The sequence below is a fragment of the Synechococcus sp. RS9909 genome (assembly GCF_014279595.1).
Classification (GTDB): Bacteria; Cyanobacteriota; Cyanobacteriia; order PCC-6307; family Cyanobiaceae; genus Synechococcus_C.
Map to the genome: position 1 here is coordinate 2,577,873 of NZ_CP047943.1, position 25,297 is coordinate 2,603,169.

The 25,297-nt window shown below is 64.1% G+C and carries 23 protein-coding genes; 15 read left to right on the top strand and 8 right to left on the bottom strand.

Going from position 1 to position 25,297, the window contains the following annotated elements; all coding sequences use genetic code 11:
* Positions 1–9: 9 nt before the first annotated feature.
* On the top strand, positions 10–1,104 hold the full coding sequence (locus SynRS9909_RS13680; RefSeq protein ID WP_007101159.1) for an FAD-binding oxidoreductase: 1,095 nt from the start codon (positions 10–12) through the stop codon (positions 1,102–1,104).
* Positions 1,105–1,198: 94 nt separating this feature from the next.
* Positions 1,199–2,212 carry a phosphate ABC transporter substrate-binding protein PstS gene (pstS, locus tag SynRS9909_RS13685; RefSeq protein ID WP_007101158.1) on the top strand — a complete coding sequence of 338 codons (1,014 nt, stop codon included), beginning with the start codon at positions 1,199–1,201 and terminating at the stop codon, positions 2,210–2,212.
* Between the two features lie 103 nt (positions 2,213–2,315).
* On the opposite strand, the gene dnaK is transcribed toward pstS, so the two are convergent.
* A complete protein-coding gene (gene dnaK / locus SynRS9909_RS13690) occupies positions 2,316–4,226 on the bottom strand; it encodes a molecular chaperone DnaK (protein ID WP_007101157.1) in 1,911 nt (636 codons plus the stop codon).
* A gap of 119 nt (positions 4,227–4,345) precedes the next feature.
* Here dnaK and SynRS9909_RS13695 point away from each other — a divergent pair, with 119 nt between their 5' ends.
* From SynRS9909_RS13695 to SynRS9909_RS13710, 4 genes are all read left to right on the top strand, one after another.
* Positions 4,346–5,266: a shikimate dehydrogenase gene (locus tag SynRS9909_RS13695; protein WP_007101155.1), complete on the top strand. Its 921-nt coding sequence runs from the start codon at positions 4,346–4,348 to the stop codon at positions 5,264–5,266.
* A gap of 32 nt (positions 5,267–5,298) precedes the next feature.
* Positions 5,299–5,763: a Tic20 family protein gene (locus tag SynRS9909_RS13700; RefSeq protein WP_007101154.1), complete on the top strand. Its 465-nt coding sequence runs from the start codon at positions 5,299–5,301 to the stop codon at positions 5,761–5,763.
* A gap of 80 nt (positions 5,764–5,843) precedes the next feature.
* Positions 5,844–6,212, top strand: coding sequence for a 30S ribosomal protein S6 (gene rpsF, locus SynRS9909_RS13705; RefSeq protein ID WP_007101153.1), 369 nt, complete (start codon positions 5,844–5,846; stop codon positions 6,210–6,212).
* Between the two features lie 54 nt (positions 6,213–6,266).
* Positions 6,267–6,614 (top strand): hypothetical protein, encoded by a 348-nt coding sequence (locus tag SynRS9909_RS13710; protein ID WP_007101152.1) that lies wholly within the window; start codon positions 6,267–6,269, stop codon positions 6,612–6,614.
* 6 nt (positions 6,615–6,620) lie between these two features.
* Here the strand turns inward: SynRS9909_RS13710 and SynRS9909_RS13715 are convergent, their stop codons facing one another.
* Together SynRS9909_RS13715 and SynRS9909_RS13720 are read right to left on the bottom strand one after the other, a co-directional pair.
* Positions 6,621–7,826, bottom strand: coding sequence for an argininosuccinate synthase (locus tag SynRS9909_RS13715; protein WP_007101151.1), 1,206 nt, complete (start codon positions 7,824–7,826; stop codon positions 6,621–6,623).
* A complete protein-coding gene (locus SynRS9909_RS13720) occupies positions 7,826–8,035 on the bottom strand; it encodes a hypothetical protein (protein WP_116431379.1) in 210 nt (69 codons plus the stop codon). The genes SynRS9909_RS13715 and SynRS9909_RS13720 overlap by 1 nt, the downstream gene beginning before the upstream one ends.
* A gap of 76 nt (positions 8,036–8,111) precedes the next feature.
* Here SynRS9909_RS13720 and SynRS9909_RS13725 point away from each other — a divergent pair, with 76 nt between their 5' ends.
* The 5 genes from SynRS9909_RS13725 to SynRS9909_RS13745 are packed head-to-tail and all read left to right on the top strand — an operon-like array spanning position 8,112 to position 11,262.
* Positions 8,112–8,366, top strand: a complete 255-nt coding sequence (locus SynRS9909_RS13725) for a DUF3134 domain-containing protein (protein ID WP_007101149.1) — start codon at positions 8,112–8,114, stop codon at positions 8,364–8,366.
* Between the two features lie 54 nt (positions 8,367–8,420).
* The gene (gene mraY / locus SynRS9909_RS13730; RefSeq protein ID WP_116431298.1) at positions 8,421–9,536 is read left to right on the top strand and encodes a phospho-N-acetylmuramoyl-pentapeptide-transferase; all 1,116 of its coding nucleotides are present in this window, start codon (positions 8,421–8,423) and stop codon (positions 9,534–9,536) included.
* 10 nt (positions 9,537–9,546) lie between these two features.
* Positions 9,547–9,795 (top strand): hypothetical protein, encoded by a 249-nt coding sequence (locus tag SynRS9909_RS13735; RefSeq protein ID WP_007101147.1) that lies wholly within the window; start codon positions 9,547–9,549, stop codon positions 9,793–9,795.
* Positions 9,796–9,805: 10 nt separating this feature from the next.
* Positions 9,806–10,963, top strand: a complete 1,158-nt coding sequence (locus SynRS9909_RS13740) for a calcium:proton antiporter (RefSeq protein WP_007101146.1) — start codon at positions 9,806–9,808, stop codon at positions 10,961–10,963.
* Between the two features lie 5 nt (positions 10,964–10,968).
* Entirely contained in the window at positions 10,969–11,262 is a 294-nt protein-coding gene (locus SynRS9909_RS13745; protein ID WP_007101145.1) for a hypothetical protein, read from the top strand.
* On the opposite strand, the gene SynRS9909_RS13750 is transcribed toward SynRS9909_RS13745, so the two are convergent.
* A complete protein-coding gene (locus tag SynRS9909_RS13750) occupies positions 11,246–11,410 on the bottom strand; it encodes a hypothetical protein (RefSeq protein ID WP_007101144.1) in 165 nt (54 codons plus the stop codon). The genes SynRS9909_RS13745 and SynRS9909_RS13750 overlap by 17 nt on opposite strands.
* Before the next feature lie 46 nt (positions 11,411–11,456).
* On the opposite strand from SynRS9909_RS13750, the gene purT reads away from it, so the two are divergent.
* Positions 11,457–12,623, top strand: coding sequence for a formate-dependent phosphoribosylglycinamide formyltransferase (purT, locus tag SynRS9909_RS13755; protein WP_007101143.1), 1,167 nt, complete (start codon positions 11,457–11,459; stop codon positions 12,621–12,623).
* On the opposite strand, the gene SynRS9909_RS13760 is transcribed toward purT, so the two are convergent.
* The 4 genes from SynRS9909_RS13760 to recN all read right to left on the bottom strand — a co-directional run bounded on the left by SynRS9909_RS13760 (position 12,620) and on the right by recN (position 21,253).
* Complete coding sequence (locus SynRS9909_RS13760; RefSeq protein WP_007101142.1) at positions 12,620–14,767, bottom strand: HAD family hydrolase; 2,148 nt, start codon at positions 14,765–14,767, stop codon at positions 12,620–12,622. The two genes, purT and SynRS9909_RS13760, sit on opposite strands and share 4 nt — an antisense overlap.
* A 233-nt stretch (positions 14,768–15,000) precedes the next feature.
* Positions 15,001–16,530, bottom strand: coding sequence for an alpha/beta fold hydrolase (locus SynRS9909_RS13765; RefSeq protein WP_007101141.1), 1,530 nt, complete (start codon positions 16,528–16,530; stop codon positions 15,001–15,003).
* A 10-nt stretch (positions 16,531–16,540) separates the two neighbouring features.
* Positions 16,541–19,516, bottom strand: coding sequence for an excinuclease ABC subunit UvrA (uvrA, locus tag SynRS9909_RS13770; protein ID WP_007101140.1), 2,976 nt, complete (start codon positions 19,514–19,516; stop codon positions 16,541–16,543).
* A 45-nt stretch (positions 19,517–19,561) separates the two neighbouring features.
* The gene (gene recN, locus SynRS9909_RS13775; RefSeq protein ID WP_007101139.1) at positions 19,562–21,253 is read right to left on the bottom strand and encodes a DNA repair protein RecN; all 1,692 of its coding nucleotides are present in this window, start codon (positions 21,251–21,253) and stop codon (positions 19,562–19,564) included.
* A 120-nt stretch (positions 21,254–21,373) separates the two neighbouring features.
* Between recN and SynRS9909_RS13780 the strand changes: the two genes are divergently transcribed.
* From SynRS9909_RS13780 to thrC, 3 genes are all read left to right on the top strand, one after another.
* On the top strand, positions 21,374–23,197 hold the full coding sequence (locus SynRS9909_RS13780; RefSeq protein ID WP_050752596.1) for an AarF/ABC1/UbiB kinase family protein: 1,824 nt from the start codon (positions 21,374–21,376) through the stop codon (positions 23,195–23,197).
* Positions 23,198–23,220: 23 nt separating this feature from the next.
* Positions 23,221–23,814 carry an alpha/beta hydrolase gene (locus tag SynRS9909_RS13785; RefSeq protein WP_007101137.1) on the top strand — a complete coding sequence of 198 codons (594 nt, stop codon included), beginning with the start codon at positions 23,221–23,223 and terminating at the stop codon, positions 23,812–23,814.
* A gap of 111 nt (positions 23,815–23,925) precedes the next feature.
* Complete coding sequence (thrC, locus tag SynRS9909_RS13790; protein ID WP_050752594.1) at positions 23,926–24,984, top strand: threonine synthase; 1,059 nt, start codon at positions 23,926–23,928, stop codon at positions 24,982–24,984.
* The last annotated feature ends 313 nt before the right edge of the window (positions 24,985–25,297 follow it).

Consider the following 25,297-nt stretch of genomic DNA (forward strand, 5'->3'; position numbering starts at 1 on the left):
TCGATTGCTGTGATCGGCGCCGGCGCCGTTGGTGCCGGCTGTGCCTGGCGCCTGGCGCGCGAGGGATTCGAGGTGACCCTGGTCGATCCCGGCCTTCAGGCGCCCCTTTCACGCCAACCCGAGCGTGGCGGCCCTGTCCCAGCCAGGAACGGTCTGAACGGCACACTGGCCTCCCTGGGCATCCTGATGGGGCTGGTGTTCCGTCGTTCCAGCGGCAGGGCCTGGCGCTTGCGCCAGAGAAGCATGGAGCTCTGGCCCGAGTGGGCCGAGGAGCTGAACCAGCCCGAAAGTCCGCTGCAACTCGAGACGCCTTTGGTGCAGATGGCCACCAGCGCCGAAGAAGGTCAACGCCAGCAACAGCTGGCGGATGAGCGGGCTGACCTGGGCCTGCGCTTCCTGAGTCCCCAGACCTTGAAACGTCAGCATCCGCACTGGCCGGGTGCCGACCACGGCGCCCTGCAGTCCGAGCGGGATGGTCGGATCGATCCGCTCGCCCTGCTGGGAGCGCTCCGGCACACACTCGATCAATGCGCTGTGCGCCAGATCGCCGCCTCGGTCGGCGCAATCGAACGACCGACAGCGGACCGAACCCGACTCTGGCAGCTGCAGCTCGACACGGGTGAGCGCCTGCAGGTGGAGCAACTGCTGATCTGCGCGGCTCTCGACAGCCAGACCCTGTTGCGGCAGCTGAACCACGATCTGCCGATGGAACCGGTGCTGGGGCAGGTGCTCGATCTGCAACTGCCGGATGGAATCAGGCCAGGATCCGACTGGCCAGCGGTGCTCGTGTGCCAGGGCTTCAATCTGGTGCCCCACAACCACAACCGACTCTGGCTCGGGGCCACGCTCGAACCCGGTGCAGCGGCGGACCCCGCCCGGCTCCACGCCATGCAGACCCTGCAAGGCCAAGCCCCCGACTGGTTGCAAGCCGCTGAAGTGATCCAGTGCTGGCGAGGTGTGAGAGCGCGACCACTGAACCGGCCGGCACCGCTGCTGGAGGTGCTCGAACCCGGTCTGATGGTGGCGACCGGTCACTATCGCAATGGCGTGCTGCTCGCTCCGGCCACAGCGGAATGGGCCTGCAGCCAGGCCAAACGGTTGTGAGCGCGAGCCTTACGTCGTCTTAAACTCGATTTCGCTTGTTCTGCATAAGGTTTCGGAGTGGATCTGACTCCACCGACCCCTTTTTGTCGAGAACATGCGTCGAACCCTCCGCAACCGTGCGCTGACCGCCGCTGCCGGCGTGACCGCAACCCTGACCCTGGCCTCCTGCTCCGTCGGAGACGGTGGTGGCGGTGGTGGTGATCAGGTCAAGGGCAACCTGAGCGGCGCCGGTGCGTCCTTCCCCGCCGCCATCTACACCCGCTGGTTCCAGGAGCTGGCTCCCGAAGGCGTCAATGTCAATTATCAATCCGTCGGCTCCGGCTCCGGTGTCCGCCAGTTCACCGCCGGCACGGTCGACTTCGGCGCCTCCGATGCGCCGATGAAGCCCGATGAAGTGGCGAAAGTGGCCCGCGGCGTGCTCCAGATCCCGATGACCGCCGGTGCCATCGCTGTGGCTTACAACAACCCCGGTTGTGAACTGAAGCTCACCCAGGAGCAACTCGCCGGCATCTTCCTCGGCAAGATCACCAACTTCAAGGAACTCGGCTGCGACGACAAGGCGATCACCATCGTCCACCGCTCCGATGGTTCCGGCACCACCTACAACTTCACGAAACACCTCTCAGCCATCAGCGAGGAGTGGAAGAATGGGCCAGGCACCGGCAAATCGGTGAATTGGCCTGTCGGCGTAGGCTCCAAAGGTAATGAGGGCGTTTCCGCACAGCTGAACCAGGTGGATGGTGGTTTGGGCTATGTGGAAGTGGCTTATGTCAAAGACAAGCTCCAGGCCGCTGCGCTCGCCAATGCTTCCGGAGAGCAGGTGAAGCCCACCAACGAAACGGAGAGCACCGCTCTCGATTCGATCGACCTCGGCCCTGAGCTGATCGGTGGCAACCCCAACCCCCCCAAGGGCTATCCGATCGTCACCTTCACCTGGATCCTGGCTTACAAAGAAGGTAACGGCGACAAGACCGAGCTGCTGAAGAAAGCGTTCGATTTCATGCTCTCCGAGAAGGCCCAGAGCCAGGCTCCTGAGCTGGGTTATGTGTCCCTGCCCCCGGGCGTGGTGGAGAAGTCGAAAGCCGCTGTGGCCCAGATCAGCAAGTGATCCTCTCAAGCCGATTCGTCTGATTCGTTTGACATCAAAAAGGGGGCCCTTAGGCCCCCTTTCTTCATGCTGACATTGAATCGCTCCAACGCTCAGATATGAATCACTTCGATTCGGTGAATTCCGCATCGATCACATCATCACCGGCATCGCTCGTGGATCCGGCGGCACCGGCAGCGCCATCGGCGCCGGGGGCTGCAGCGCCATCAGCGCCGGCCTGTTGATACACCGAGGCACCCAAGGCGTAGAGCTCCTGCTGCAACTGCTCCAGCAGAGACTTCATGCTGTCGAAGTCTTCCTTCTCGGTGGCTTCCTTCAGCTGGGTGCGCTTCTCCTCCACCTTGGCCTTGGCCGCGGCATCCACCTTGTCACCGAGTTCGCCCAGCTGCTTCTCCGCCTGATACACGAGCGTTTCCGCCTGATTCTTCAGGTCGATCCGCTCACGCTTCTCCTTGTCGGCACTGGCATTGGCCTCGGCATCCTTCACCATGCTTTCCACTTCCTGTTCGGAGAGTGTGGAGGCGCCGGTGATCGAGATGCTCTGCTCCTTGCCGCTGCCCTTGTCCTTCGCGGTCACGCTCAGGATGCCGTTGGCATCGATGTCGAAGGTCACTTCGATCTGAGGCACGCCACGGGGAGCGGGGGGGATGCCATCGAGCCGGAAGGTGCCGAGCGATTTGTTGTCGCTGGCCATCTCGCGCTCACCCTGGAGCACATGAATCTCCACATTGGTCTGACCATCCACCGCTGTGGAATAGGTCTCCGATTTCTTGGTGGGAACGGTGGTGTTGCGCGGGATCATCTTGGTCATCACACCACCCAGGGTCTCCACACCGAGAGACAGGGGGGTGACATCCAGCAGCAGGATGTCCTTCACCTCACCGGCGAGCACACCGCCCTGAATGGCGGCGCCCACGGCTACCACCTCATCGGGGTTCACGGTCTGATTGGGATCCTTGCCGGTGATCCGCTTCACCAGCTCCAGCACGGCGGGGATCCGGGTGGATCCACCCACCATCACGATCTCATCGAGTTCACCAGCGGAGAGCTTGGCGTCCTTGAGCGCCTGCTCCACCGGCACGCGGCAACGATCGATCAGCTTGGAGGCCAGCTCCTCGAACTTGGCGCGGGTGAGGGTGAGGTCGAGATGCTTCGGGCCTTCAGGGGTTGCGGTGATGAAGGGCAGATTGATCTCGCTCTGCGTGGCGCTGGAGAGTTCGATCTTGGCTTTTTCGGCCGCTTCCGTGAGGCGCTGCAGGGCCTGCTTGTCTTGACGCAGGTCAATGCCTTCGTTGGCTTTGAAGCTGTCGGCCAGGTGATCCACGATCACCTTGTCGAAGTCATCACCGCCGAGGTGGGTGTCGCCGGAGGTGGAGAGCACCTCGAACACGCCGTCGCCCACTTCGAGCACGGACACATCGAAGGTGCCGCCCCCGAGGTCGAAGACCAGGATGCGCTCATTGCTCTTCTTGTCGAGGCCGTAGGCGAGAGCAGCGGCGGTGGGCTCGTTGATGATGCGCAGCACCTCAAGGCCGGCGATCTTGCCGGCATCCTTGGTGGCCTGGCGCTGGGAATCGTTGAAATAGGCGGGAACGGTGATCACCGCCTGGGTCACGGTTTCTCCCAGGTATTTGCCGGCATCCTCAGCCAACTTGCGCAGCACCTGGGCACTCACCTCCTCAGGGGCGAATTGCTTGTCGAGCACCGGGCACTTCACCTTGACGTTGGAGCCAGCTTTCTCAACGGAATAGCTGACCTCCTTCGACTCCTCATTCACTTCATCGACACGACGACCGATGAACCGCTTGACGGAATAAAAGGTGTTGTCGGGGTTCATCACCGCCTGACGTTTGGCGATCTGCCCCACCAGCTGATCCTGGTTCTTCGTGTAGGCCACCACCGACGGTGTGGTGCGAAACCCTTCCGCATTGGCGATCACGGTGGGCTTGCCACCCTCCATCACCGCCACGCAGCTATTCGTGGTTCCAAGGTCAATGCCGACAACTTTGCCCATCGATGCCCACCTCCTAAAAACAGTCCGTCTTGAACCTCTGCATCCTCATCAGGGGTGAGCCCTGCAGGCGAGGTGTGGTTCCCGAACAGACAGGCCGGTCGATCCTGGACACTGACCCCATGACCAACCCAACGACAGCCAAGCCAACGACAGCCAACGCTCAAACAGCCCTGGTGGGTCTGCTCGGTGATCCGGTGCACCACTCCCTCTCACCGGTGATGCACAACGCCGCCCTGGAGGCGATGGGGCTCAACTGGATCTTTCTGGCGCTTCCCACCCCGGCCAACGACCTGGAGACCGTGGTGCGGGGCCTGCGCGCCGTGGGCTGCCGCGGCCTCAACGTGACCATCCCGCACAAACACAGCGTGGTGCCCCTCTGCGCCGAGCTCAGCCCCCTGGCCCAGCGCCTCGGCGCGGTCAATGCCCTGGTGCCGCGCGTCGACGGTGGCTGGTTTGGCACCAACACCGATGTGGAGGGCTTCATCGCACCGCTGCGGGAAGCCCAATCCGACTGGCAAGGACGCAGGGCTCTGGTGCTCGGCTGTGGCGGCAGCGCCAGGGCGATCGTGGCCGCCATCACCAGCCTGGGTTGTGACCAGATCCAGATCGCCGGACGGCGTCCCGACGCCTTGGCGGCATTCCAACAGGACTGCGGCGCCTGGGCACCGAGTCTCACCGGCCTGGACTGGCACCATCAAGCGGCCCTGGAGCAGGCTCTGGAAGCGGCCGATCTGGTGGTGAACACCACGCCGCTGGGCATGGCCTCAACCCACAACCCCGACGCTGTCCTCGCCAGCCCCCTCAGCCCCGGCGACATCCAGCGACTGAAGCCTGAGTGCTGGGTGTACGACATCATCTACACGCCGCGACCGACCCGACTGCTCACCGATGCGGCCGCCCATGGCTGCCGCACGCTCGATGGACTGGAGATGCTGGTGCAACAGGGGGCTGCAGCCCTGAGGCTCTGGTCCGAGCGAAGCGACGTGCCCGTTGCCGTGATGCGCCACGCCGCCGAAGCGGCCCTGGCTGATCGCGGCTGACCGCCTAGCGTCACCCCAACCACCAACCCTCGATGACGACCCCCGTCTGGCAGCGGCTTCTCGGGCTGCTGGTCTACCTGTTGCCCTGGAGTGATGCGATCCCCTTCGGCAGCCACCTGATGGGCCAATTCCCCTGGTTGCAATGGCTGACGTTGCCGGCCCTGCCGCTGGTGCTCCTGGAACGGGGGATCCCCTTCGGCAATCTCCTGGTCTTTTTCCTGCTCTTTCTCGCGGTGGTCCGCAATCCCAACGTCCCCTATTTCATCCGCTTCAACACCCTGCAGGCCCTGCTAGTGGACATCATCGTGGTGCTGCTGGGCTATGCCTTCGCGATCCTGCTGCAACCACTGGGGGGCGGTCTGATCCTGCGCACGTTGTCCAGCACGGTGATGATCGCCGTGCTGGCGGTGGTGATCTTTGCGGTGATCGAATGCGTGCGCGGTCGGGAACCGGATCTGCCCGGATTGAGCCAGGCGGTGCGGATGCAGCTCTACTGAGCGGTCAACCCCCCGGGCGATAGGGTGGTGGATCCGTCGCTCACCCTGGTGAGCCTTCAGTCCTCGTCGGATCGGATTCCATGACCCTGCAGCCGTATTACGAGACCATGTACATCCTCCGTCCGGATATCCCGGAGGAAGAAGTTGAGTCACACCTGACCAAATATCGCGACATCCTGGCGGAAGCGGGTGCTGAGGTGCTCGACAACCAGATGCGCGGCAAGCGTCGCCTGGCCTATCCGATCGCTAAGCACAAGGAAGGCATCTACGTGCAGCTCAGCCACAATGGTGACGGCCAACAGGTGGCCGTGCTGGAAAAAGCGATGCGGCTCAGCGAAGACGTGATCCGTTACCTCACCGTCAAGCAGGACGGTCCTCTGCCTGCACCGCGCGTCATGCCCGGCAGCGAAGCCGCCGCTGCTCAGAGCGAAGCCGCTTCTCCGGCCTGATCCAGTCTCGGTTCAGGGATTGTGCCCGCCATGGCCTGGCGATAGCGTCCGGCCATGGATGAGCCCTCCCAGTCCCATCAGGCCCCTGCGCCCCTCTGGCTGCAACGCACAACCAGCGACGATCAAGCCACAGCGCCATCCTCCAGCGCTGAAGTGATCCAGCTCCGGCAGCGCGTGCGGGAGCTGGAGGCGCAACTCGACGACTACGAAGCCCTGCTGGCTGAACTTCCAGAGCTATTTGAACGCAAATTCCAGCAACGGTTGGAACCGCTGCTGGAACGCTATCGGCTGTTGGCGAGAACCCAGACCCTGCTGCACAGTTCCACGCCACCCCTGCTCAAGGCGGCGATGCGCTGGCGCCGCCGCAGCCCGGATGCGGCCTCACAACAGGACGCGGCCTGAACGCCATCAACGCCGACGCGCTGCGGCCCAGAGCCGGATCGGCAGGCCCCACACATAGATGAACCCCTCAGCGGCACGATGGTCGAACTGATCCTCACTGCCGTAGGACGCCATCGCCGGCACGTAGAGGCTGCTGGTTGAGGAGGCACGGCCGGTGACCATGGCCGAGCCCTTGTGCAATCGCAGCCGCACCACTCCGTGCACATGCTCCTGGGTGCGATCCATGAAGCCATCCAGGGCTTCTTTCAGCGGTCCGAACCAGAGCCCCTGATACACCAGATCCGCCCACTGCATTTCCAGCTGGCGCTTGGTGCGCAGCACATCCGCCGCCAGGGTGAGGCTTTCCAGCTCCTGATGGGCCTGGATCAGCAACAACAGCCCCGGGGTCTCGTAGATCTCGCGGCTCTTGATCCCCACGACCCGGTTCTCGATCATGTCGAGACGGCCGATGCCATGAAGGCCGGCAAGGCGATTCGCCTCCCGGATCAGCGCCACAGGGTCGAGACGCTGGCCATTGATGGCCACGGGGTTGCCGGCCTCAAAACTGATCTCAATCTCCTCAGCGGCATCGGGGGTGTCGGCCACCGGCCGCGTCATCGCGAACACCTCCTCCGGCGGTGCCACCATCGGATCCTCCAGGGGACCGGCCTCAACGCTGCGGCCCAGCAGGTTGAGATCGATCGAGTAGGGCGACTGTTTACTGACCGGTGCCGGGATGCCACAGCGCTCGCCGTAGGCGATCGTTTCCTCGCGGCTCATGCCCCACTCACGCGCCGGAGTCAGCACCTTGAGATCGGGAGCCAGAGCGGCGATCGCCACATCAAACCGCACCTGATCGTTGCCCTTCCCGGTGCAGCCATGGGCCACCGCATCGGCACCCACCTCCCGGGCCACCTCCACCAGTCGGCGGGCGATCAAGGGACGGGCCAGGGCGGTGGAGAGGGGATAGCACCCTTCATAGAGCGCATTGGCACGGATGGCCGGAAACGCGAACTCGCGGATGAAGGGATCGATCAGATCGCCCACCAGCGACTGACTGGCCCCGGCCTCCAGCGCTTTGATCCGGATGGGCTCCAGTTCATCCCCCTGTCCGAGATCGGCAGCGAAGGTGATCACCTCCTCGACGCCCCACTCCTGCTTCAGGTAGGGAATGCAGACGCTGGTATCCACCCCACCCGAATAGGCGAGCACCACCTTCTTCGCGCGCCCCATCAACCGGACTCCAGATCACGATCGTCTGATTCTCCATCCCGGCCGATCCGGGCCAGCAGCAACCAGACCGCCAGCACAAGGGCAGGGCCGAACACAAGCACCGGCACCATGAGCCAACCGATGGCCACAGGGGCGGGATGGGTCGCACCCCAGACCCGCAGCGCAAGGCTGATCAGAAGCGCCAGCAGCCACACAGCGCCAAGACGCATCCATTCATCGATCACGGAAGGCTGGAAAGCGGTCTTCTATGATGGCGGATTGGACTGATTGGACTTGTCCTCCGCGATGAGCAGTGCCCTCGACAGCATCAACCCGGCCCTCACCCGTTACGGGCGCCGGGAGCCGGCACCGGTGCTGCCGCTGCGGGAAGAGCCCGATCTACTGAGCTGGCTGGAGACCAGTGGCCGTCTCGTGGAAGATGAGGAATCAACCTCACCGGAAGTGAGCACGGTGGAAGAGGAAGAGCTCTCGGCACTGATGGGCGAAAAGGAGGACTACAACGCCGCCGACGAGCAGAACGAAGAGAACTGGGAAGACTGAATCCGGGGCGTCTGGGTCGCCCTATCCTCGGCCCGACTCTGCGCCCTGCCTGCCGTGAGCGACCTTTCGGCGCCATCGCCATCGGTGAACCGCTCCAACCAGGTGGGAGGCCGCGTCAGTGCCTTGGTGCTGGCGGTCGTGATCGTCGCTGCTGCCTTCGCCGCGGATCGCTGGATCCCTAACAGCCTCTTGAGTGTGCCCTTGATCGTGGCGACCCTGATCGCCGCCGGCACCACCGCCTGGGGGGTGCCCAGGTTGCGTGCTTTGAAAATGGGCCAGGTGATCCGGGAAGACGGACCCCAGGCCCATCTGCGCAAGGGGGGCACGCCCACGATGGGTGGGTTGCTCGTGGTGCCGGTGGGCGTGATCATCGGCTCCCTCAGCGCCGTGGGGCAAGACAATGCCAACCGCCTGCTTGCTGTTGCGGCCGTGACCCTGGCTTCCATGGTGATCGGCGGCATCGATGACTGGCGCAGCCTCACCAGGCAGACCAACAAGGGGCTGACGGCACGGGGAAAACTGCTCCTCCAAGCACTGATCGCGGCCCTGTTCCTGGCGGTCGCCGCCTGGCAGGGCTGGATCAGCAGCAGCATCGCCCTGCCTTGGAACCTCACCCTGCCGCTGGCCTGGTTGATCTGGCCCCTGGCCCTGTTTGTCTTCCTGGCGGAAAGCAATGCCACGAACCTCACCGATGGTCTCGATGGTCTGGCCTCCGGCTGCGGTGCTCTTGTGTTCACAGGCCTGGCCCTGCAGCTGATGCTGCGAGGCAACAGCGGTGATCCGGCCCTGGCTGGCTTCTGCATGGCGATGGCAGGAGCCTGGCTCGGCTTTCTGGCCCACAACCGCAATCCGGCCCGCCTGTTCATGGGCGACACCGGATCGCTGGCGATGGGAGCCTGTCTCAGCGCCGTGGCACTCCTCAGCAACAGCCTCTGGCCTCTGCTGCTGATGGGGGGCGTGTTCCTGGCGGAATCGCTGTCGGTGATTCTCCAGGTGTGGGTGTTCAAAGCCACCAAAGGAGCCGATGGGGTCGGCCAACGCCTGTTCCGGATGGCCCCCCTGCACCATCATTTTGAGCTCAGCGGTTGGAGCGAACAAACTGTGGTGCGCCGCTTCTGGCTGATCACTGCCGCTCTGGTGCTGATCGGTCTGGCTCTTCGCCCCACCTGACTGCACCACCATGCACTACTTCACCTGGAAGGAAGCCGGTCTGACCAGTGACTGCGCCAGTCTGGAAGCGATGGCGGCACGGTTTGAAGAGGCGGCCAGCCTGATGCGACGGATGGCTGCCGAGGGCTTCAGCCTCGAGCATCAACACGGTCAACCGCGGATCACCCATGGCGATCCGGAGGTGTTCGCCGCCTGGGGGTTCATCAACGAAGCCTCACCTGAACGGCAACTCACCCTGATCAACGATCTCGACCCATGACCCGGGGCTGATGCACCGCACCCTGCGCGACACCGCGACACTCCTGCGCCATCACGGCCTGAAGCGGTGGTCGCTGCTGCTGCTGCCAGCACTCCTCCTGGCGCTGACCGCTCCTCTGCAGCCGGAAGGCGCCGGGATGGAAGCGGTGCGCTTTCTTGGCTTCGGCCTGGCCCTGGTGCCACTGGCCCGGGTGATTTCGATCCTGGTGGATGCGCTGAGTGAACACCTGGGTGACCGCTACAGCGGTGTGGTGAGTGTGGGCCTCAGCAACCTGGTGGAGCTGGTGATCTCGATCACCGCCCTGGGCAGCGGGCTCTACAGCCTGGTGGTGGTGTCGGTGGCCGGCGCCGTGATCACCAATTGCCTGCTGGTGCTGGGAGTCAGCACCATCTGGGCCGGTCGTCGCCAGAAAAAGGTGAAGATCAGGCCACACAGCACCAATCTGCAGGCGCGCCAACTGCTGCTCAGCCTGCTCTTCCTGGCGGTGCCCACCGTCTTCGGCATCGGAGGAGGCATCCAACCGATGGCGGGCACCAACGCCCTCGACCGCTTTGCCGTCTATTCCCTGATCGTGGCGCTGCTGATCCTGGGCTACTACCTGCTGTCCTTCCTGCTCCAGCTCGGCACCCATCGCACCTTCTTCAAGGCTGAGACGGATGACATCCTGCAAGCGGATGGGGTTGAAGCAGCCGAGAAGGATCGGAGCCATCTGCCCCGTCTGCCCGCGATCCTCGCGGCCATGGCCGTGGTGAGTGTGCTGGTGGTGCTGGTTTCCGAGCCCCTGGTGAATGCCCTGGAAACCCTGGTGCAGGGGAGCCATCTCAGCGAATTGTTCATCGGTCTGTTTCTGCTGCCCCTGTTCGGCTGCACCGCCGAAGGTGTGATCGCCATCAGCGCCGCCTCCCGCGGCCGCATGGATCTGGCCGTGACCAGCACCCTGGAATCCAGCGGCCAGTTGCTGATGTTCGTGCTGCCGGTGCTGGTGTTGCTGGGATGGCCGATGGGTCGCTTTTTGCACCTGAGCATCCCCCTGGTCGCTCTCGGTTGCACCACCATCACGGTGTTGGCCGTGCATTGGATTACTGAAAACAACGAACTCGACTGGTATGAAGGGGTTCAGCTTGTTGCTCTCTACGGAGTGATGGGGCTGGGGTCGTTGTTGCTCTGAGGATCATGCTCGAACTGGAATTGGCGTCACTGCTCGGAATCTCAGCCCCCGTCGTGGCGGGTGTGGGCGCACTGGTGCTGATCCGCCGCTGGCGACAGCGCCGGAACGCACCCCGCACAAGCCCGCTGACGCCACTGCCGGCAGCGCTGCAGAACCAGGCCACCACCCTGCCGAAAGGACAGGACCGCTGGCTCTGGATCCTGAGGCTGCTGCGCAGAATCCCCGGCTACGTCGGATCCCGCCTGCAACAGCTGGTCGAAACCCTGATCACCCCCTCAGCGTTCATGGCCTGGTCCTGAGGGCCCCCACGATCCACACGATCACAAAGGCGAGGGAAGACACGCCCAGATAAATCAGGGCCCACTTCTGCAAGCTGGCGATCTCCCAACCGAAGAGCAGTCCATCCGCCGCATCCCCGGCCGTGGACAAGGCAAGAACGAAGGGCATACCCGGCAGAGCGCGAAGATCACCCCATGCTGCCCTGCCCACAACCATGACCCTGTTTCCGAAAACGGTGCTGCTGCTGGGCAGCGGCGAACTGGGAAAAGAGGTGGCGATTGAAGCCCAGCGGCTGGGCTGTCGGGTGATCGCCTGCGACCGCTACGCCGAAGCACCGGCCATGCAGGTGGCCGATCAGGCGGAGGTGTTCACCATGACCGATGCGGAAGCTTTGCAGGCCGTGGTGCGACGACACCAGCCCGATGTGGTGATCCCGGAAATCGAAGCCCTGGCGGTGGATGCGCTCGCCGCTCTGGAATCCGAAGGCATCCGGGTCATCCCCACCGCCCGGGCGACGGCCGTGACCATGAATCGCGACCGGATTCGGGACCTGGCCGCCGGCAGCCTCGGCCTGCGCACAGCCCGCTTCGCCTATGCCTCCAACCTGAAAGAACTGCAGGAGGTTGCAGCACCTCTCGGCTGGCCTGTGGTGGTGAAGCCGGTGATGAGCTCCTCCGGCAAAGGGCAGAGCGTGGTGCAGGCTGCGTCTGACCTCGCCGCGGCCTGGCAGACGGCCGTGTCCGGAGCCCGCGGCAGTGGTGACCGGGTGATCGTGGAGGAATTCCTGCGCTTTGATCTGGAAATCACCCTGCTCACCATCCGCCAACTGGATGGCACCACCCTGTTCTGCCCACCGATCGGTCATGAACAGAGCGGCGGTGACTACCAGTGCAGCTGGCAACCCGCCGCCCTCTCCAATGCGCAACTGGAGCAGGCCCAGGCCATGGCACGGGCCATCACCGACAACCTCGGGGGCGCCGGATTGTTCGGTGTGGAATTCTTCCTGTGCGGCGACGCAGTGATCTTCTCGGAGCTCTCACCCCGACCCCATGACACCGGACTGGTCACCCTGATCAGTCAGAACCTGAGCGAATTCGACCTGCACCTCCGGGCCGTGCTCGGCCTGCCGATCCCGGCGATCCGCTGCCGCCAGCCCTCCGCCAGCCGGGTGATCCTGGCCGACCAACATCTGAGCACGGTGCGGTATGCCGGTCTGCACGCTGCCCTCCAGCTCGAGGACACGAAGGTGTTGCTGTTCGGAAAGCCCAGTGCAAGGCCGGGCCGGCGCATGGGTGTGGCCCTGGCGCAGGGTCACGATCTGGACACGGCCCGCCGCCGAGCCGATCAGGCCGCCGCTCGCATCCAGGTGCTCGAGGCCTAACGGCGCGATAGAAAGCGGTAGTGCTGCAATCCCTCCAGCAGGCCGGACAGGCGCGAACGGCTGGCGAAGAACACCCGCTGCTGCTGACGGAAACACTCCAGGCTGGGATCGTGGTCGGCGAGAACCACCGTGGCAGGAAGGCCGCGCACCAGTTCCCCGTCCCCCTGCTGGCTGGCCACCACAAGAATCCGCTCGAGTGGAAGCTGCCAGCGCAGGGAGAGAAATCGGATGGCCTCACTGCGGGAGGCCCGCAGCGGCAACACATCGAGAAACCAGTGGCAACGCAGATGGGGACGGGCGGCGAGTCGCCGCTGCCGCAACCTTTGACGCACCAGGGGCAGGATCGCTTCGCCTGATTGCCGCAGTAGAAAACTGAGCTTGAACGGACCCTGCTCGGCGGGATCCTGGCGTTCCAGATGGGCGCTGAGATCAGCCAGGGCTCGCTCCACGTCCTGACGCTGCCAATCCACCCAGATCCGCTCCGACCAGAGCGGGTCGGGATCCTGCTGGTCGGCATAGACGATTTCCGTGCCAGCCCTGGTGATCCAGACAGCCGGCTGGGGCAAGTGAAGTTCAGCGAAACGCTGACGGGCCGCCGCCAGGGAGCGTCCGGTCAGGACGCCCAGACTGCCGGCTGATGACTTGGCGGAACCCAGCGGTGCGTTGAGTTGCTGACGCAGGGCCTGGAGCGCCTCGGTCTCCGGTTGCTCCAGGCTGCTGTCGAGGTCGAGGAGCAAGAGGCGATCGGCCAGCGGCCGTGGCTCCAGCAGCAGCGAACGCGGCTGGGAGCTGGATAGCGACTGCGCTCGCTCGATGCGGCGCTGCATCAGGGCGAGGTAATGGCAGACATGGGCATCCCAACTGAAGTGGCGGCTGACCGCCTCAATGCCGTTGTCACGCCAACGCCGCCAGCGCTCGGGATCGGATCCGGCCCGCTCCAGACCGTCCTGAAGCGCCTCCAGATCGGTCACATCCACGAGCAGACCGTTGTCGCAACGCGCCAGGATGTCGCGGGGCCCACCGTCATCGGTGGCCACCATCGGCATGCCGCAGGCCGCGGCCTCCAGCAGGGTGAGCCCGAAGGGTTCGGTGAGCGCCGGGTTCACGAACAGACCGCGCCGCTGGGCGGCCCAGCGATAAATAGCGGGAATCTGCGCGCGCCGGTGCTGTTTCGGATAGGCCACCTGACCGTAGAGGTCGTAGCGATCCACCAGGTCGAACACCTGCTGAAACACCTCCCGCTGCTGTTTCTCCAGCTGGCGCGGATCCTCACGACAGCCGAGCACCAACACCAGGTTGTGGCGTTGACGCAGGAGCGAGGAACGACCGAAAGCTTCCACCAGGGCGGGGATGTTCTTGCGTCGCACCGCCCGGGAAATCGCCAGCAGCGGCGGCAGAGACGGATCCCTGAGAAAAGGATCCAGCAACCCGTCCACAGCCTCGGATTCAGCAGGAGTGGAGCGGGGATGGAAACGACTGGCATCCACACCTGGCGGCACCACCTCCGCCTGATCGGCCCGGAAGCGTCCGTAGCGGCAATACTGCTCCTGGGCCTCCTGCCGGGTGCTGGTGATCACCAGATCGGCATGGGCCAGAGCCAATTCCTCCGCATCGATGCGGCGGCTGATCGAAAACGACTGCTCGATCTGCTTGTGATCCCCACCGGCAGCCAACAACCGACGCAACTTCTCACGACCGAGAGAGTGGCCCGTGAACACCAACGGAATGCCCAGCCGGCGACTCACCAGGGCACCGACATACCCGGCGTCGGCGTAATGGGCATGGATCCAGTCGGGGCGATGCTGGGGCTGCTGCAGGCGAGCCACCAGCTGATCGGCCAGCTCGTCGAGATAGGGCCAGAGCTGTTCCTTGCGCAGATAACGACGCGGTCCGAAGGGGAGGCGAAGGATCGTGGCGCCGGGGGCGATGGTCTCCTGGGGCTGGGCGTAATCGCTCGACACGCGTCGGTCCTGGATCAGGCGGGTCACCACCTCCACCTGCTCCACCTCCGGACGGGCGGCCAGTCCTCGAGCCAACTCGAGCACGTAGAGGGTCTGGCCACCGGTGTCGGCATCGCGCCCGAGTTCAAGCTCATGGGACCGGAACAGACCGTGCAGATGCAGATGCAGCAGCTTGAACCCCATCACCCAACCCGATCACACATCGCAGCAATCGATCGACTGCCTGGATCAACTGTTAGGGGAACCATCCATCGACAAAGATGAAAAGATTCTGAGATCTGAAGTGAGCGGTCGACAATTTCAGCCGAAAAACCAGACCAACACTGATGTTTTCACGCATCCTGCATGCCAACACTCCGTGCCCTTCATGTGGAACTACAAACGATTGAGGGCTTGATTCGCCCGGGGGTCCTGTCTTAACGGGGTGTCGACAACGAGGGGGTCACATCCACCAGGGCATGCTCAGGGTTGCCCCAGCCACCGCCCTGAAAGGTGATGGCGGCAGGAACAGCCAGCTGTTGATTCACCCAGGCCAGAATCAGGGGTCCGAGTACGGCGGGAGAGGCTGCAGCGGCTGGGGCGCGCAGGTTGAAGTGATCTCCACCCTCCACCAGCACAAGGCGATGGCCCAAGGGGCCAATCCCGGCCTGGCGCAGCGGGCTCACCGCTTCGGGATCCGGAGGAACAACCCAATCGCTGGTGCCGCTGACGATCAGGGTGCGGGCCTGGGCTTCACCAACACGGCTCTGATCGAACAACAGCTTCAGCGGTGGGCTCACCGCCACCACAGCCTGCACACGCGGATCGGCAAGCGATCCCTGATCCGAACCCTCGAGCCAACTGCACTGCAACACCCAACTGAGATTCCGCTCGGGATCGGCGGGGTCGTTGCAGCGGGCTTTCAATGTGCTGCTCGTGGTGTTCAGTCCACCCAGCTGCAGAGCCGCTGTGGCACCCCAGGAATGGCCCACAACCGCCACCTGGGATGGGGTCACCCCGGAGCCTGGCAACAGTCGGCCAGCTGCCACACCATCCAGCACCGCGCTCACATCCAACGGACGCCAACGCATTTCTTCCGGTCCCGGCGGCGGCTGATCACCCATCAACATCGCCTTTTGCTGAGCGGAATCACTGCCCGGATGTCTGGGCAGCACCACGGTGTAACCGTTCATCACCAGCAGGCGAGCCCAACCCTCAAAGCTGGCGGGATCGTCCCAGAGGCCATGGGAGATCACCACCAGACGCCCATTGGCGGAACGCTGGGGCTGATAGGTGATCAGGGTGAGGGGCTCAGACCGATGCGACACAGGCAGCGTCAGCTCCTGCCGCCGCCAAGCCGATGGGTCGAGGCTGCCGATCGATGCCGACGCGGGCGTGGCGGCAGTGGCCTGACGCAACAGGCGCCTGGCCTCATCCTGATTGTTCTGGAGCCGCTGGGCATAGGCCGCAAGCGCCTGGAGATTGAGCGTGATGCGCTCCCCGGGAACCTGGCGCAACAAGCCGAGAAGGTGGGGTTCACCGGCGCGGTAGGCCGCATCCAGCGCTGCCGCAATCACGGGCCCGCGCCCCTCGAGCGGCAGGCCCTCCACCTCCACCAGTTCGGAAGCGGCCAGCAAGGCCTGTTCGAACAAAGGCTGACCCAACGACTGCTGAACCACCCCGGTGATCTGATCAGGTAATGGAGCTGTGAGCAACTGCTCAAGCAGGCGCTGCACCGCACCATCACCGGCCTGGTCGAGCTCCTGAAGGTCGGCATTGGCGCGAATCAAATCGGCGGCCGTGCGCGATGCACCGATCTCCAGCTGGATGGTCATCTCCATCACCGGCAGACGCAGATCCAGCTGCTGCACCGCTGCAGCGGGAGTGGCGGTGAGGCCTGGGATCCACCAGGCACTGCCGAAGGCAACGGCTGCAGCAACGAGCCGCTGCGGCAAAGGGATGGTCATGCGAAATAGATCAGGCGGCGGCGAGCTGCGGGGCGGGGTGCTGCTCAAGCACCTTGCGTAGATAGCGCCCCGTGTGAGACGTGGGATGTGCCGCCACCTCTTCCGGCGTGCCGGTGGCGACGATCTGCCCGCCCTTGTCGCCCCCTTCCGGACCCAGATCAATGATCCAGTCGGAACAACGGATCACATCGAGATTGTGCTCAATGCAGATGATCGAATTGCCCTTATCAACCAAGCGCTGCATCACATCCATCAGCTTGTGCACGTCATAAAAACTGAGGCCCGTGGTGGGTTCATCGATCAGATAGAGCGTTTTTCCGGTGGCCCGGCGTGACAACTCCGTGGCCAGCTTCACCCGCTGCGCTTCGCCGCCGGAGAGGGTGGGAGCCGGCTGCCCCAGCTTCACGTAGCCCAGGCCCACATCCACCAGCGTGCGCAGCCGATCCGCCGCCTGGGGAATCGCTGAGAACACATCAGCCGCCTGCTCGACGGTCATCTCAAGCACGTCGGCGATGGTGTGACCCTTGTAGGTCACCTGAAGCGTCTCCCGATTGAAACGGGCGCCCTTGCAGACATCACACTGCACATACACATCGGGAAGGAAATTCATCTCGATCACGTTCACGCCCTGACCGCGGCAGGCCTCACAACGGCCTCCCTTGACGTTGAAACTGAACTGACCCACCTGGTACCCCCGCGCCTTGGCTTCCACGGTGGCGGCAAACACCTGACGGATCGGATCAAAAGCGCCGGTGTAGGTGGCGGGATTGGAACGGGGCGTGCGACCGATCGGTGACTGGTCGATCACGATCACCTTGTCGATCGACTTCAGACCCCGCAGCTCGGCGAGACCGGCCGGGAACGGCACCTTGTGGCCGAGGCCATGTTCCAGGGCGGGATGGAGCAACTCGTTCACCAGGGTGCTCTTGCCGCTGCCGCTGACCCCGGTGACCGACACCAGCCGCCCCAGCGGAAACTCCACGCTCAGATTCTTAAGGTTGTTGCGGGCGCAATCGAGCAGTTTGAGACTGCGACTGCCGGCGTTGCGCCGCTCCGGCGGCGTGGGAATGGAACGGCGACCACTGAGATAGGCGCCCGTGAGGGACTGCTCCGCGGTCAGCAGATCGTCGAGCGACCCCTCCGCCACGATGTGGCCGCCATGCACGCCGGCTCCGGGGCCGATGTCCACCAGATGGTCGGCCGCGCGGATGGTGTCTTCATCGTGTTCCACCACCACCAGGGTGTTCCCCAGATCCCGCAGCCGCTCCAGGGTGGCGAGCAGACGATCGTTGTCGCGCTGGTGGAGGCCGATGCTCGGTTCATCGAGCACATACAGCACACCGGTGAGTCCGGCACCGATCTGCGTGGCCAGGCGAATGCGCTGCGCTTCACCGCCGGACAGGGTCATCGCCGGTCGATCCAGGCTCAGGTAGTCGAGCCCCACATCAAGGAGGAACCTCAGACGCATGCGGATCTCCCGCAGCACGAGATCACCGATCTGAATCTGGCGCGACGTCAGCAGGGGCTCCGCCCCCTCCGCAGCACCCACGCCCATCAGACGCTCGATCCGCTCCAGGGTCTGCCCCACGCTCACGGCGGTCAGTTCCGTGATCCGAAACGGACCCACGCGCACCGCCAGCGCTTCCGGGCGGAGCCGCTGCCCGGCACAGGTGGCGCAGGGGACGAGCTCAAGAAACTTCTCCAGTTTCTGGCGCTGCGATTCACCACTGGCATCGCGCAGTTGACGCTCAAGAATCGGCAGGATGCCTTCAAACGGCCGCTGATAACCGGCGCTCTTGCGATAGCGACTGTCGGCCTGGATCAGGATCGGCTCACGGCTGCCGTTGAGCAACACATCCCGCTGGTCATCAGTGAGCTGGTTCCAGGGGGTTTTGATCTCAAAGCCGAAGGCCTCGCCTACCGAATAGAGCAGGGAAAAGTAGTAGCTGTTGTCCTTCTCCGCCCAGGGGGCAACGGCGGCATACACCGGAAGCGAGGGGTCGGGCACCACCCGTTCAGGCGTGAACTTGCGCAGATGGCCGATGCCATGGCAGTCCTCACAAGCTCCGTAAGGGCTGTTGAAGGAAAAAAGGCGAGGTGACAGTTCCTCGAACACAGCGCCATGTTCGGGGCAGGCGAAATTCTCGGAATACAACCGTTCCCGCTCGACCCCCTCCGGCAACGCCTCATCCTTTTTCGGCACCACCTCCACCACGGCGAGGCCATCGCCGCGCTTGAGAGCGGTGCGCAGGGAATCGGTGAGACGTTCCTGAATGCCGTCACGGGCCACCAGGCGATCCACCACAACATCGATGCTGTGGGAATGGTTTTTATCGAGCTCGATGTTGTCGGCGAGCTCACGCACCTCACCATTGATGCGCACCCGGGCAAACCCCTCGGCCGCCAGGCCACTGATCAATTTGGTGTGGGTGCCTTTTTTGCCGCGCACCACGGGTGCGAGCAACTGATAACGGGTGCCCTCCGGCAGGGTGAGGATCTGATCCACCATCTCGTCGATGGTCTGAGGTCGGATCGGGCGATCACATTGGGGGCAATGGGGTTCACCGGCGCGGCCGAACAGCAGCCGCAGATAGTCCTGGATCTCCGTGACCGTGCCGACGGTGGAGCGGGGGTTATGGCTGGTGGATTTCTGATCGATCGAGATCGCCGGTGAGAGCCCCTCGATCGCATCCACATCCGGCTTGTCGACCTGACCGAGAAACTGACGGGCATAGGCCGACAGGCTCTCCACATAACGGCGCTGACCCTCGGCAAAGATCGTGTCAAACGCCAGGGAACTCTTGCCGCTGCCACTCACGCCGGTGAACACCACCAGCTTGTTGCGGGGAATGGTGACGTCGACGTTCTTGAGGTTGTGCTGACGCGCTCCACGCACGCGGATCACATCCTCGAGCGAACCACCGCTGAGATTGATCGGGCCCGCCGCATTCGACAGATCCTTCGGCTTGGGAGCGGGGCGCCCCATGCGGCAGCGTTCGGCAGCACCAGAGTCTACGGAGATTGATCCGGCTCAGGCTGCACGCTGTTCCAGCAGGCTGGCGGCATAAGCGCGCGCCTCACCCAGATCGCCACCGGCCAGTTCCGCCAGTTCCTGCTGACGCGCCTGAGTGTCCCGCAGATGGGACACTCGCGAGCGGGTCTCGCCGTTCTCCACCGCTTTGCTCACCCGAAAATGATGATCCGCCGCTGCCGCCACCAGAGGTTGATGGGTCACACAGAACACCTGACGGTGGCGCGACAGGGTGCGGAGCAGATCGGCCATCGCCCCGCTGACACGACCACTCACGCCCGTGTCGATCTCATCAAACAGCAGGGTGCTGGAGCCATCCACGGCTGCCAGACAGGTCTTGAGCGCAAGCAGAAAACGCGACATCTCCCCACCCGATGCCACCTCACCCAGAGGAGCAAGGGGCTGGCCGGGATTGGCGGAAAACAGAAACGCCACAGCGTCAGCACCGGCCTCGCCTGGCTCTGAGGGATGCACCGCCACCTGAAACCGCACATTCGCCAGACCCATCGGCCGCAAATGGGCCAGCAGATCCTGTTCCAGCTGACGGGCCACCCGATGGCGGCGTTCCGTCAATACGCCGTTGCTCTGATCGCGCTGCAAGCGGGCCTGATGTTCCTCCAGCTCCAGCGCCTGCACGGCCCCATCCGCTCCACCGGGTTCCAGCTGTTCGCGCAGGGCATCACGGAGCTCGCAAAGGCCGGAGAGATCCTGACCATGGCGGCGCTCCAACCGTTTCAACAAGGCCAGACGATCCTGCAAGGCATGGAGCCGACCAGGATCGCTCTCCAGAGCAGCAGCGTAGGTCTCCAGATCCCGGATCAGATCTCGCACGGTGGCCTCAAGATCGAGGCAACGCTCCGCCAAGGGCTGCAGCGAGCCATCCAGGGCCACCATCTGCTGCAGTTCATGGCAACAGGCCACCAGGTGATCCACGGCCGAAGGGGCCTGATCCGCTCCGTCCTGAAGACGACCCACCAATTCGGCCAACCCCTCCTGCAGGCGAACGCCATGCACCAGCCGATCCTGCTCAGCCGTGAGCGCCTGAATCTCGAGCGGATCCTCCAAAGCAGCGGCCTCCAGTTCCGCCAGCAGCTCCTGGCGCTCGCCCCAGTCGTGCTGCAGACGCTGATGATCGGCACGGGCCTGCTCGAGCCGCTCGGAACACAACCGCCACTGCTGCCAGTGCTGACGCACCCGCTGCAGCAGCTCCTCCAGCTCCGGCCCGCCAAGACGATCCAACCAGCGCCGTTGCAGACCGGGCCTGGACAACTGCTGACTCTGCCCCTGCACCGTGAGATCAATCAGCAGAGGTCGTAACGACAGCACCTGCTGCCGATTGATCACCACACCATTGACACGGAAGCGACTGCTGAGCCGATCGTCCTGACGACGCCAGTCGCGGCTGACCACCAGCTCCTGGTCGTCATCGAGGGGGAGCTCATGGGCTGCCAACCAGGCGCGGAGTGCCGCCTGCACCGTGAACCGCGCCTCGATACCAGCCCGATCGCCATCGCGGCGAATCAACCGCTGGGCCGCCGTACCCTGCAACCCGCCCAGCACGGCATCCAACGCATCGAGCAGGATCGACTTGCCGGCGCCGGTCTCTCCGGTGAGCACGGTGAAGCCCTGCTCGAAATCGAGCTCCAGACTGTCGATCAGGGCAATGTTCTGCAGTCGAAGCCCGGTCAGCACGGCAGCTCCCGGTGGTCGCGTTGACCGTAGCGGCAGCCCAGCTCGTTTAGAAGGGGTGCACTGGCAAGGCCGGCCGTGATCGAACAGGAACTCGGGGATTTCATTGAAGCGTCAGGCCTGATGGCCTACGACCCAGCAGCGATCACCCGGATCTACGCCGGTCACCCCCAGCGGTTGATCCGACGCCTCTGGCAGACCCTGGTGCCGATCGGTCTGCTGCTGCTGGGCATCGGCAGCGACTGGGTGCTGGGCCTGCTGAGGACGCCGGAACGGGCCCGACGCCGAGCGCGGGAATGCGCCGAACTGCTGGTGGACCTCGGGCCAGCGTTCATCAAAGCGGGGCAGGCACTCTCCACCCGGCCCGACATCGTTCCGCCTGTGCTGCTCGAGGAACTGGCGCAACTGCAGGACCAACTGCCCGGCTTCTCCAGCGACCTGGCGATGGCCTGCATCGAAGAGGATCTGGGGGCGCCCGTGCACGCACACTTCCACTCGCTGGAGCGCGAGCCGATCTCTGCAGCCTCCCTGGGTCAGGTGCACCGAGGTGTGCTGAAAGGCGGTCAGCTCGTGGCTGTGAAGGTGCAGCGGCCGGGGCTGCGGGAACAGATCACGCTCGATCTCTACATCGTGCGCAACATCGCCGCCTGGTTGAACCGCAACATCGGCCTGATTCGCAGCGACCTTGTGGCCCTGATCGATGAACTGGGGCAACGGGTGTTCGAAGAGATGGACTATCTCAACGAAGCTGCCAATGCTGAACGGTTCCGGGAACTGCACCGCAACAACCCCCGCATTGCCGTACCGGCGATTTATCGAGCCGCCACCAGTCGGCGGGTGCTGACGATGGAATGGATCGACGGTGTGAAACTCACCAACCTGGAGGCGGTGCGGGCCATGGGCATCGATCCCGACGACATGGTGGAGGTGGGTGTGAACTGCAGCCTGCAGCAGCTGCTGGAACACGGCTTCTTTCACGCCGATCCCCACCCGGGCAACCTGCTGGCCCTCGAGGACGGGAGGCTCTGTTACCTCGATTTCGGGATGATGAGTGAGGTGAGCCGGGAGTCACGCACGGGCCTGATCCAGGCGGTGGTGCATCTGGTGAACCGCAATTTCAACAAACTCTCCAAGGATTTCGTCACCCTCGGCTTCCTGTCCGAAGACGTGAATCTCGAACCGATCGTCCCCGCCTTCGAGAGCGTGTTCAGTCAGGCCCTGGAGATGGGGGTGAATCGGATGGACTTCAAGAGCGTCACCGATGACATGTCGGGGGTGATGTATCGCTTTCCCTTCCGGGTGCCGCCGTACTACGCGCTGATCATCCGCTCCCTGGTGACCCTGGAGGGGATCGCCCTGAGCGTGGATCCCGACTTCAAAATCCTCGGTGCGGCCTACCCCTACTTCGCCCGTCGCCTGATGGAGGATCCCGATCCGCAACTCCGCCAGAGCCTCAAGGAGATGCTGTTTGACGGTGACGCCTTCCGCTGGACCCGCCTGGAGAACCTGGTGGCCAGCGCAGCCAGTCAGGCCCAGCTGGACCTCGACACCCTGCTCGACCAGGTGCTCGATTTCCTCTTCTCTCCTAACGGGGGCATGCTGCGCAATCAATTGGTGGAGGCGGTGGTCGACCGCCTCGATGCCCTCGGCTGGTTCACGATGCTTCGAATCAGCCGGCAGCTGCCGCGGCGCCTGCAACCACCGGGCCTGATCGCATCAACCTCCTGGCAAGCGGCCGACGACGAGATGCTCGATCTCGAACCGATCCGTCAACTGGTCGCCGTGCTGCAGCAATTGCCGGGATTCCGCCCGGAGCTGGTGCTGCGACGCCTGCCCCGTCTGCTGCGTGAACCTGGAGCTCGCACCATGGGCCTGAGTGTGGCCAAGGGACTGGCCGAACGAGGAGTTGTCCGCCTCGTGCGCGTCGCCGCTGGTGTTCCTGCCTAGATTCCGGGCGCTTGGAACAGGTCATGCGTTTGTCCACACCGAAGCGCTCGCGGCGCCGTGCCCTGCTGGCCCTGGCCACTGGTCTTGGGTTGAGCCTTAGCAGCCTGATCGTTCCGGCCCAAGCGGCCAAAGAAGTGGCCTTCGTGAGCGGCGCCTTCAGGCGCTCGATCTCCGTGGCGGATCTCGCCTATCTGGCCGAAACCGGCAAAGCGCGAGGGCTGCTCGCCGACATTCTCAAACTTGGTCGTCAGGACCCGGCCGATGTGGCCAAGCTCCTGAATCAGAAACTCGACCTTCCCCTGGTGCTCACCAGTCGGCTGATGTCGACCCGCATCGGTGATGTGATCATCCGTCGGGTGGCCACGATCATCTATCCCCTCAAGGTACCGGCTCCATCCGTGAGCGTTCCGGCGATCCGGGCCGGTGTGATCAACGGTCTGCAGATGGGCAGCGGCGGCCTCGATGCCATCCGTTTTCTTGAGGCCTATCCCGCCGAGGTGATGGAGGTGAACATCCCGGCCCTGATGGCGGTGGTGCAGAAAGCCGAATCGATCGCTGGCCTGGTGAAATTCTTCTCCGAGTCGCCCCTGGATGGGCTGAAGAACGGCGACTCCTGAAACGAAGCGCCGACGCCACTCAAGCCAGCCGCATAGATTCCAGGGGCCCTATGCGTTTTGCCGGTGTCTCTGCTCCAGAACCTGCGCAGGCGGCTGACCAGCACCCCTGTGATGCAGGACTGGCCCGGCCTGATCGAGGCCTATCGGAGCTGGCTGCCGGTCAGTGATGCCACACCGGTGGTGACCTTGCGCGAAGGCGCCACCCCCCTGATTCCCGTGCCATCGATCGCCGAGCGGATCGGCCGGGGCGTGAAGGTGTTCGTCAAATACGACGGTCTCAATCCGACGGGGTCCTTCAAGGACCGCGGCATGACCATGGCGATCAGTAAGGCCAAGGAGGCGGGCTGCGAAGCGGTGATCTGTGCCAGCACCGGCAACACCTCGGCCGCTGCCGCCGCCTACGCCCGCCGTGCCGGCATGCGGGCCTTCGTGCTGATCCCCGATGGCTACGTGGCCCAAGGAAAATTGGCGCAAGCCCTGGTGTATGGCGCCGAGGTTCTGGCGATCCGGGGCAATTTCGATCGTGCGCTCGACATCGTGCGTGAGGCCTCCGACCGCTATCCGGTCACCCTGGTCAACTCCGTCAATCCCTACCGGCTGCAAGGCCAGAAAACCGCGGCGTTCGAAGTGATCGAAGCCTTGGGTGATGCGCCCGACTGGCTCTGTATCCCGATGGGCAATGCCGGCAACATCACCGCCTACTGGATGGGCTTTCAGGAATATCACCAGGCCGGTCGCAGCCGCACCCTGCCGCGAATGATGGGCTTTCAGGCCAGCGGCTCTGCCCCCTTGGTGAGCAACACCACGGTGGAGGATCCCCACACCATCGCCACGGCGATCCGCATCGGCAATCCGGTGAACCGGGAGAAGGCGATCGCCGCTCGCACCGCCAGCAACGGCGCCTTTCTCGATGTGACCGACGCGGAGATCGTGGCGGCCTACAAACTGCTGGGAGGCCAGGAGGGCGTGTTCTGCGAACCGGCCAGCGCCGCCTCCGTGGCCGGATTGCTCAAACGCAAGGAGGAGGTTCCCGCCGGAGCGACCGTGGTCTGCGTGCTCACCGGCAATGGCCTGAAGGATCCCGACTGCGCCATCAACAACAACGATGCGGCCTTCCATACCGACCTGGATCCGGATCTGGGCACCGTGGCCCGCGTGATGGGCTTCTGAGCGATCCGGCCCATCACCGATCTCCCCACCGTTCATCGCAACCGTTCATCGCCAAGGCTCAACCCCTCCGCGGAGGGGTTTTTTGCTGCCCGATCGCACCAACCAACCGATGAACTGGCTGCGGACAACCGCAATGAACCCGGCCTCAAGGCCGTGGAAAACGGGGACAACCCGCCCTCCCAGACCGACCACGCCTTCTCCACACCCTGTTGAAACTGTGCAAATCGCCATCCTCTCCGCACCCAGCGCCGCGATCTGCACAAGCCTGTGAAAAGCAAAACACCCTGCTGGAGCTGGATTGGCAGGGTTTTCC

What these genes read in the sequence shown, in the direction of transcription:
- pstS (WP_007101158.1), top strand. Translation starts at nt 1,199, where the DNA reads ATGCGTCGAACCCTCCGCAACCGTGCGCTGACCGCCGCTGCCGGCGTG.
- dnaK (WP_007101157.1), bottom strand. Translation starts at nt 4,226, where the DNA reads ATGGGCAAAGTTGTCGGCATTGACCTTGGAACCACGAATAGCTGCGTG.
- SynRS9909_RS13695 (WP_007101155.1), top strand. Translation starts at nt 4,346, where the DNA reads ATGACCAACCCAACGACAGCCAAGCCAACGACAGCCAACGCTCAAACA.
- SynRS9909_RS13700 (WP_007101154.1), top strand. Translation starts at nt 5,299, where the DNA reads ATGACGACCCCCGTCTGGCAGCGGCTTCTCGGGCTGCTGGTCTACCTG.
- rpsF (WP_007101153.1), top strand. Translation starts at nt 5,844, where the DNA reads ATGACCCTGCAGCCGTATTACGAGACCATGTACATCCTCCGTCCGGAT.
- SynRS9909_RS13710 (WP_007101152.1), top strand. Translation starts at nt 6,267, where the DNA reads ATGGATGAGCCCTCCCAGTCCCATCAGGCCCCTGCGCCCCTCTGGCTG.
- SynRS9909_RS13715 (WP_007101151.1), bottom strand. Translation starts at nt 7,826, where the DNA reads ATGGGGCGCGCGAAGAAGGTGGTGCTCGCCTATTCGGGTGGGGTGGAT.
- SynRS9909_RS13720 (WP_116431379.1), bottom strand. Translation starts at nt 8,035, where the DNA reads ATGCGTCTTGGCGCTGTGTGGCTGCTGGCGCTTCTGATCAGCCTTGCG.
- SynRS9909_RS13725 (WP_007101149.1), top strand. Translation starts at nt 8,112, where the DNA reads ATGAGCAGTGCCCTCGACAGCATCAACCCGGCCCTCACCCGTTACGGG.
- SynRS9909_RS13735 (WP_007101147.1), top strand. Translation starts at nt 9,547, where the DNA reads ATGCACTACTTCACCTGGAAGGAAGCCGGTCTGACCAGTGACTGCGCC.
- SynRS9909_RS13740 (WP_007101146.1), top strand. Translation starts at nt 9,806, where the DNA reads ATGCACCGCACCCTGCGCGACACCGCGACACTCCTGCGCCATCACGGC.
- SynRS9909_RS13745 (WP_007101145.1), top strand. Translation starts at nt 10,969, where the DNA reads ATGCTCGAACTGGAATTGGCGTCACTGCTCGGAATCTCAGCCCCCGTC.
- SynRS9909_RS13750 (WP_007101144.1), bottom strand. Translation starts at nt 11,410, where the DNA reads ATGCCCTTCGTTCTTGCCTTGTCCACGGCCGGGGATGCGGCGGATGGA.
- purT (WP_007101143.1), top strand. Translation starts at nt 11,457, where the DNA reads ATGACCCTGTTTCCGAAAACGGTGCTGCTGCTGGGCAGCGGCGAACTG.
- SynRS9909_RS13760 (WP_007101142.1), bottom strand. Translation starts at nt 14,767, where the DNA reads ATGGGGTTCAAGCTGCTGCATCTGCATCTGCACGGTCTGTTCCGGTCC.
- SynRS9909_RS13765 (WP_007101141.1), bottom strand. Translation starts at nt 16,530, where the DNA reads ATGACCATCCCTTTGCCGCAGCGGCTCGTTGCTGCAGCCGTTGCCTTC.
- uvrA (WP_007101140.1), bottom strand. Translation starts at nt 19,516, where the DNA reads ATGGGGCGCCCCGCTCCCAAGCCGAAGGATCTGTCGAATGCGGCGGGC.
- SynRS9909_RS13780 (WP_050752596.1), top strand. Translation starts at nt 21,374, where the DNA reads ATGGCCTACGACCCAGCAGCGATCACCCGGATCTACGCCGGTCACCCC.
- SynRS9909_RS13785 (WP_007101137.1), top strand. Translation starts at nt 23,221, where the DNA reads ATGCGTTTGTCCACACCGAAGCGCTCGCGGCGCCGTGCCCTGCTGGCC.
- thrC (WP_050752594.1), top strand. Translation starts at nt 23,926, where the DNA reads ATGCAGGACTGGCCCGGCCTGATCGAGGCCTATCGGAGCTGGCTGCCG.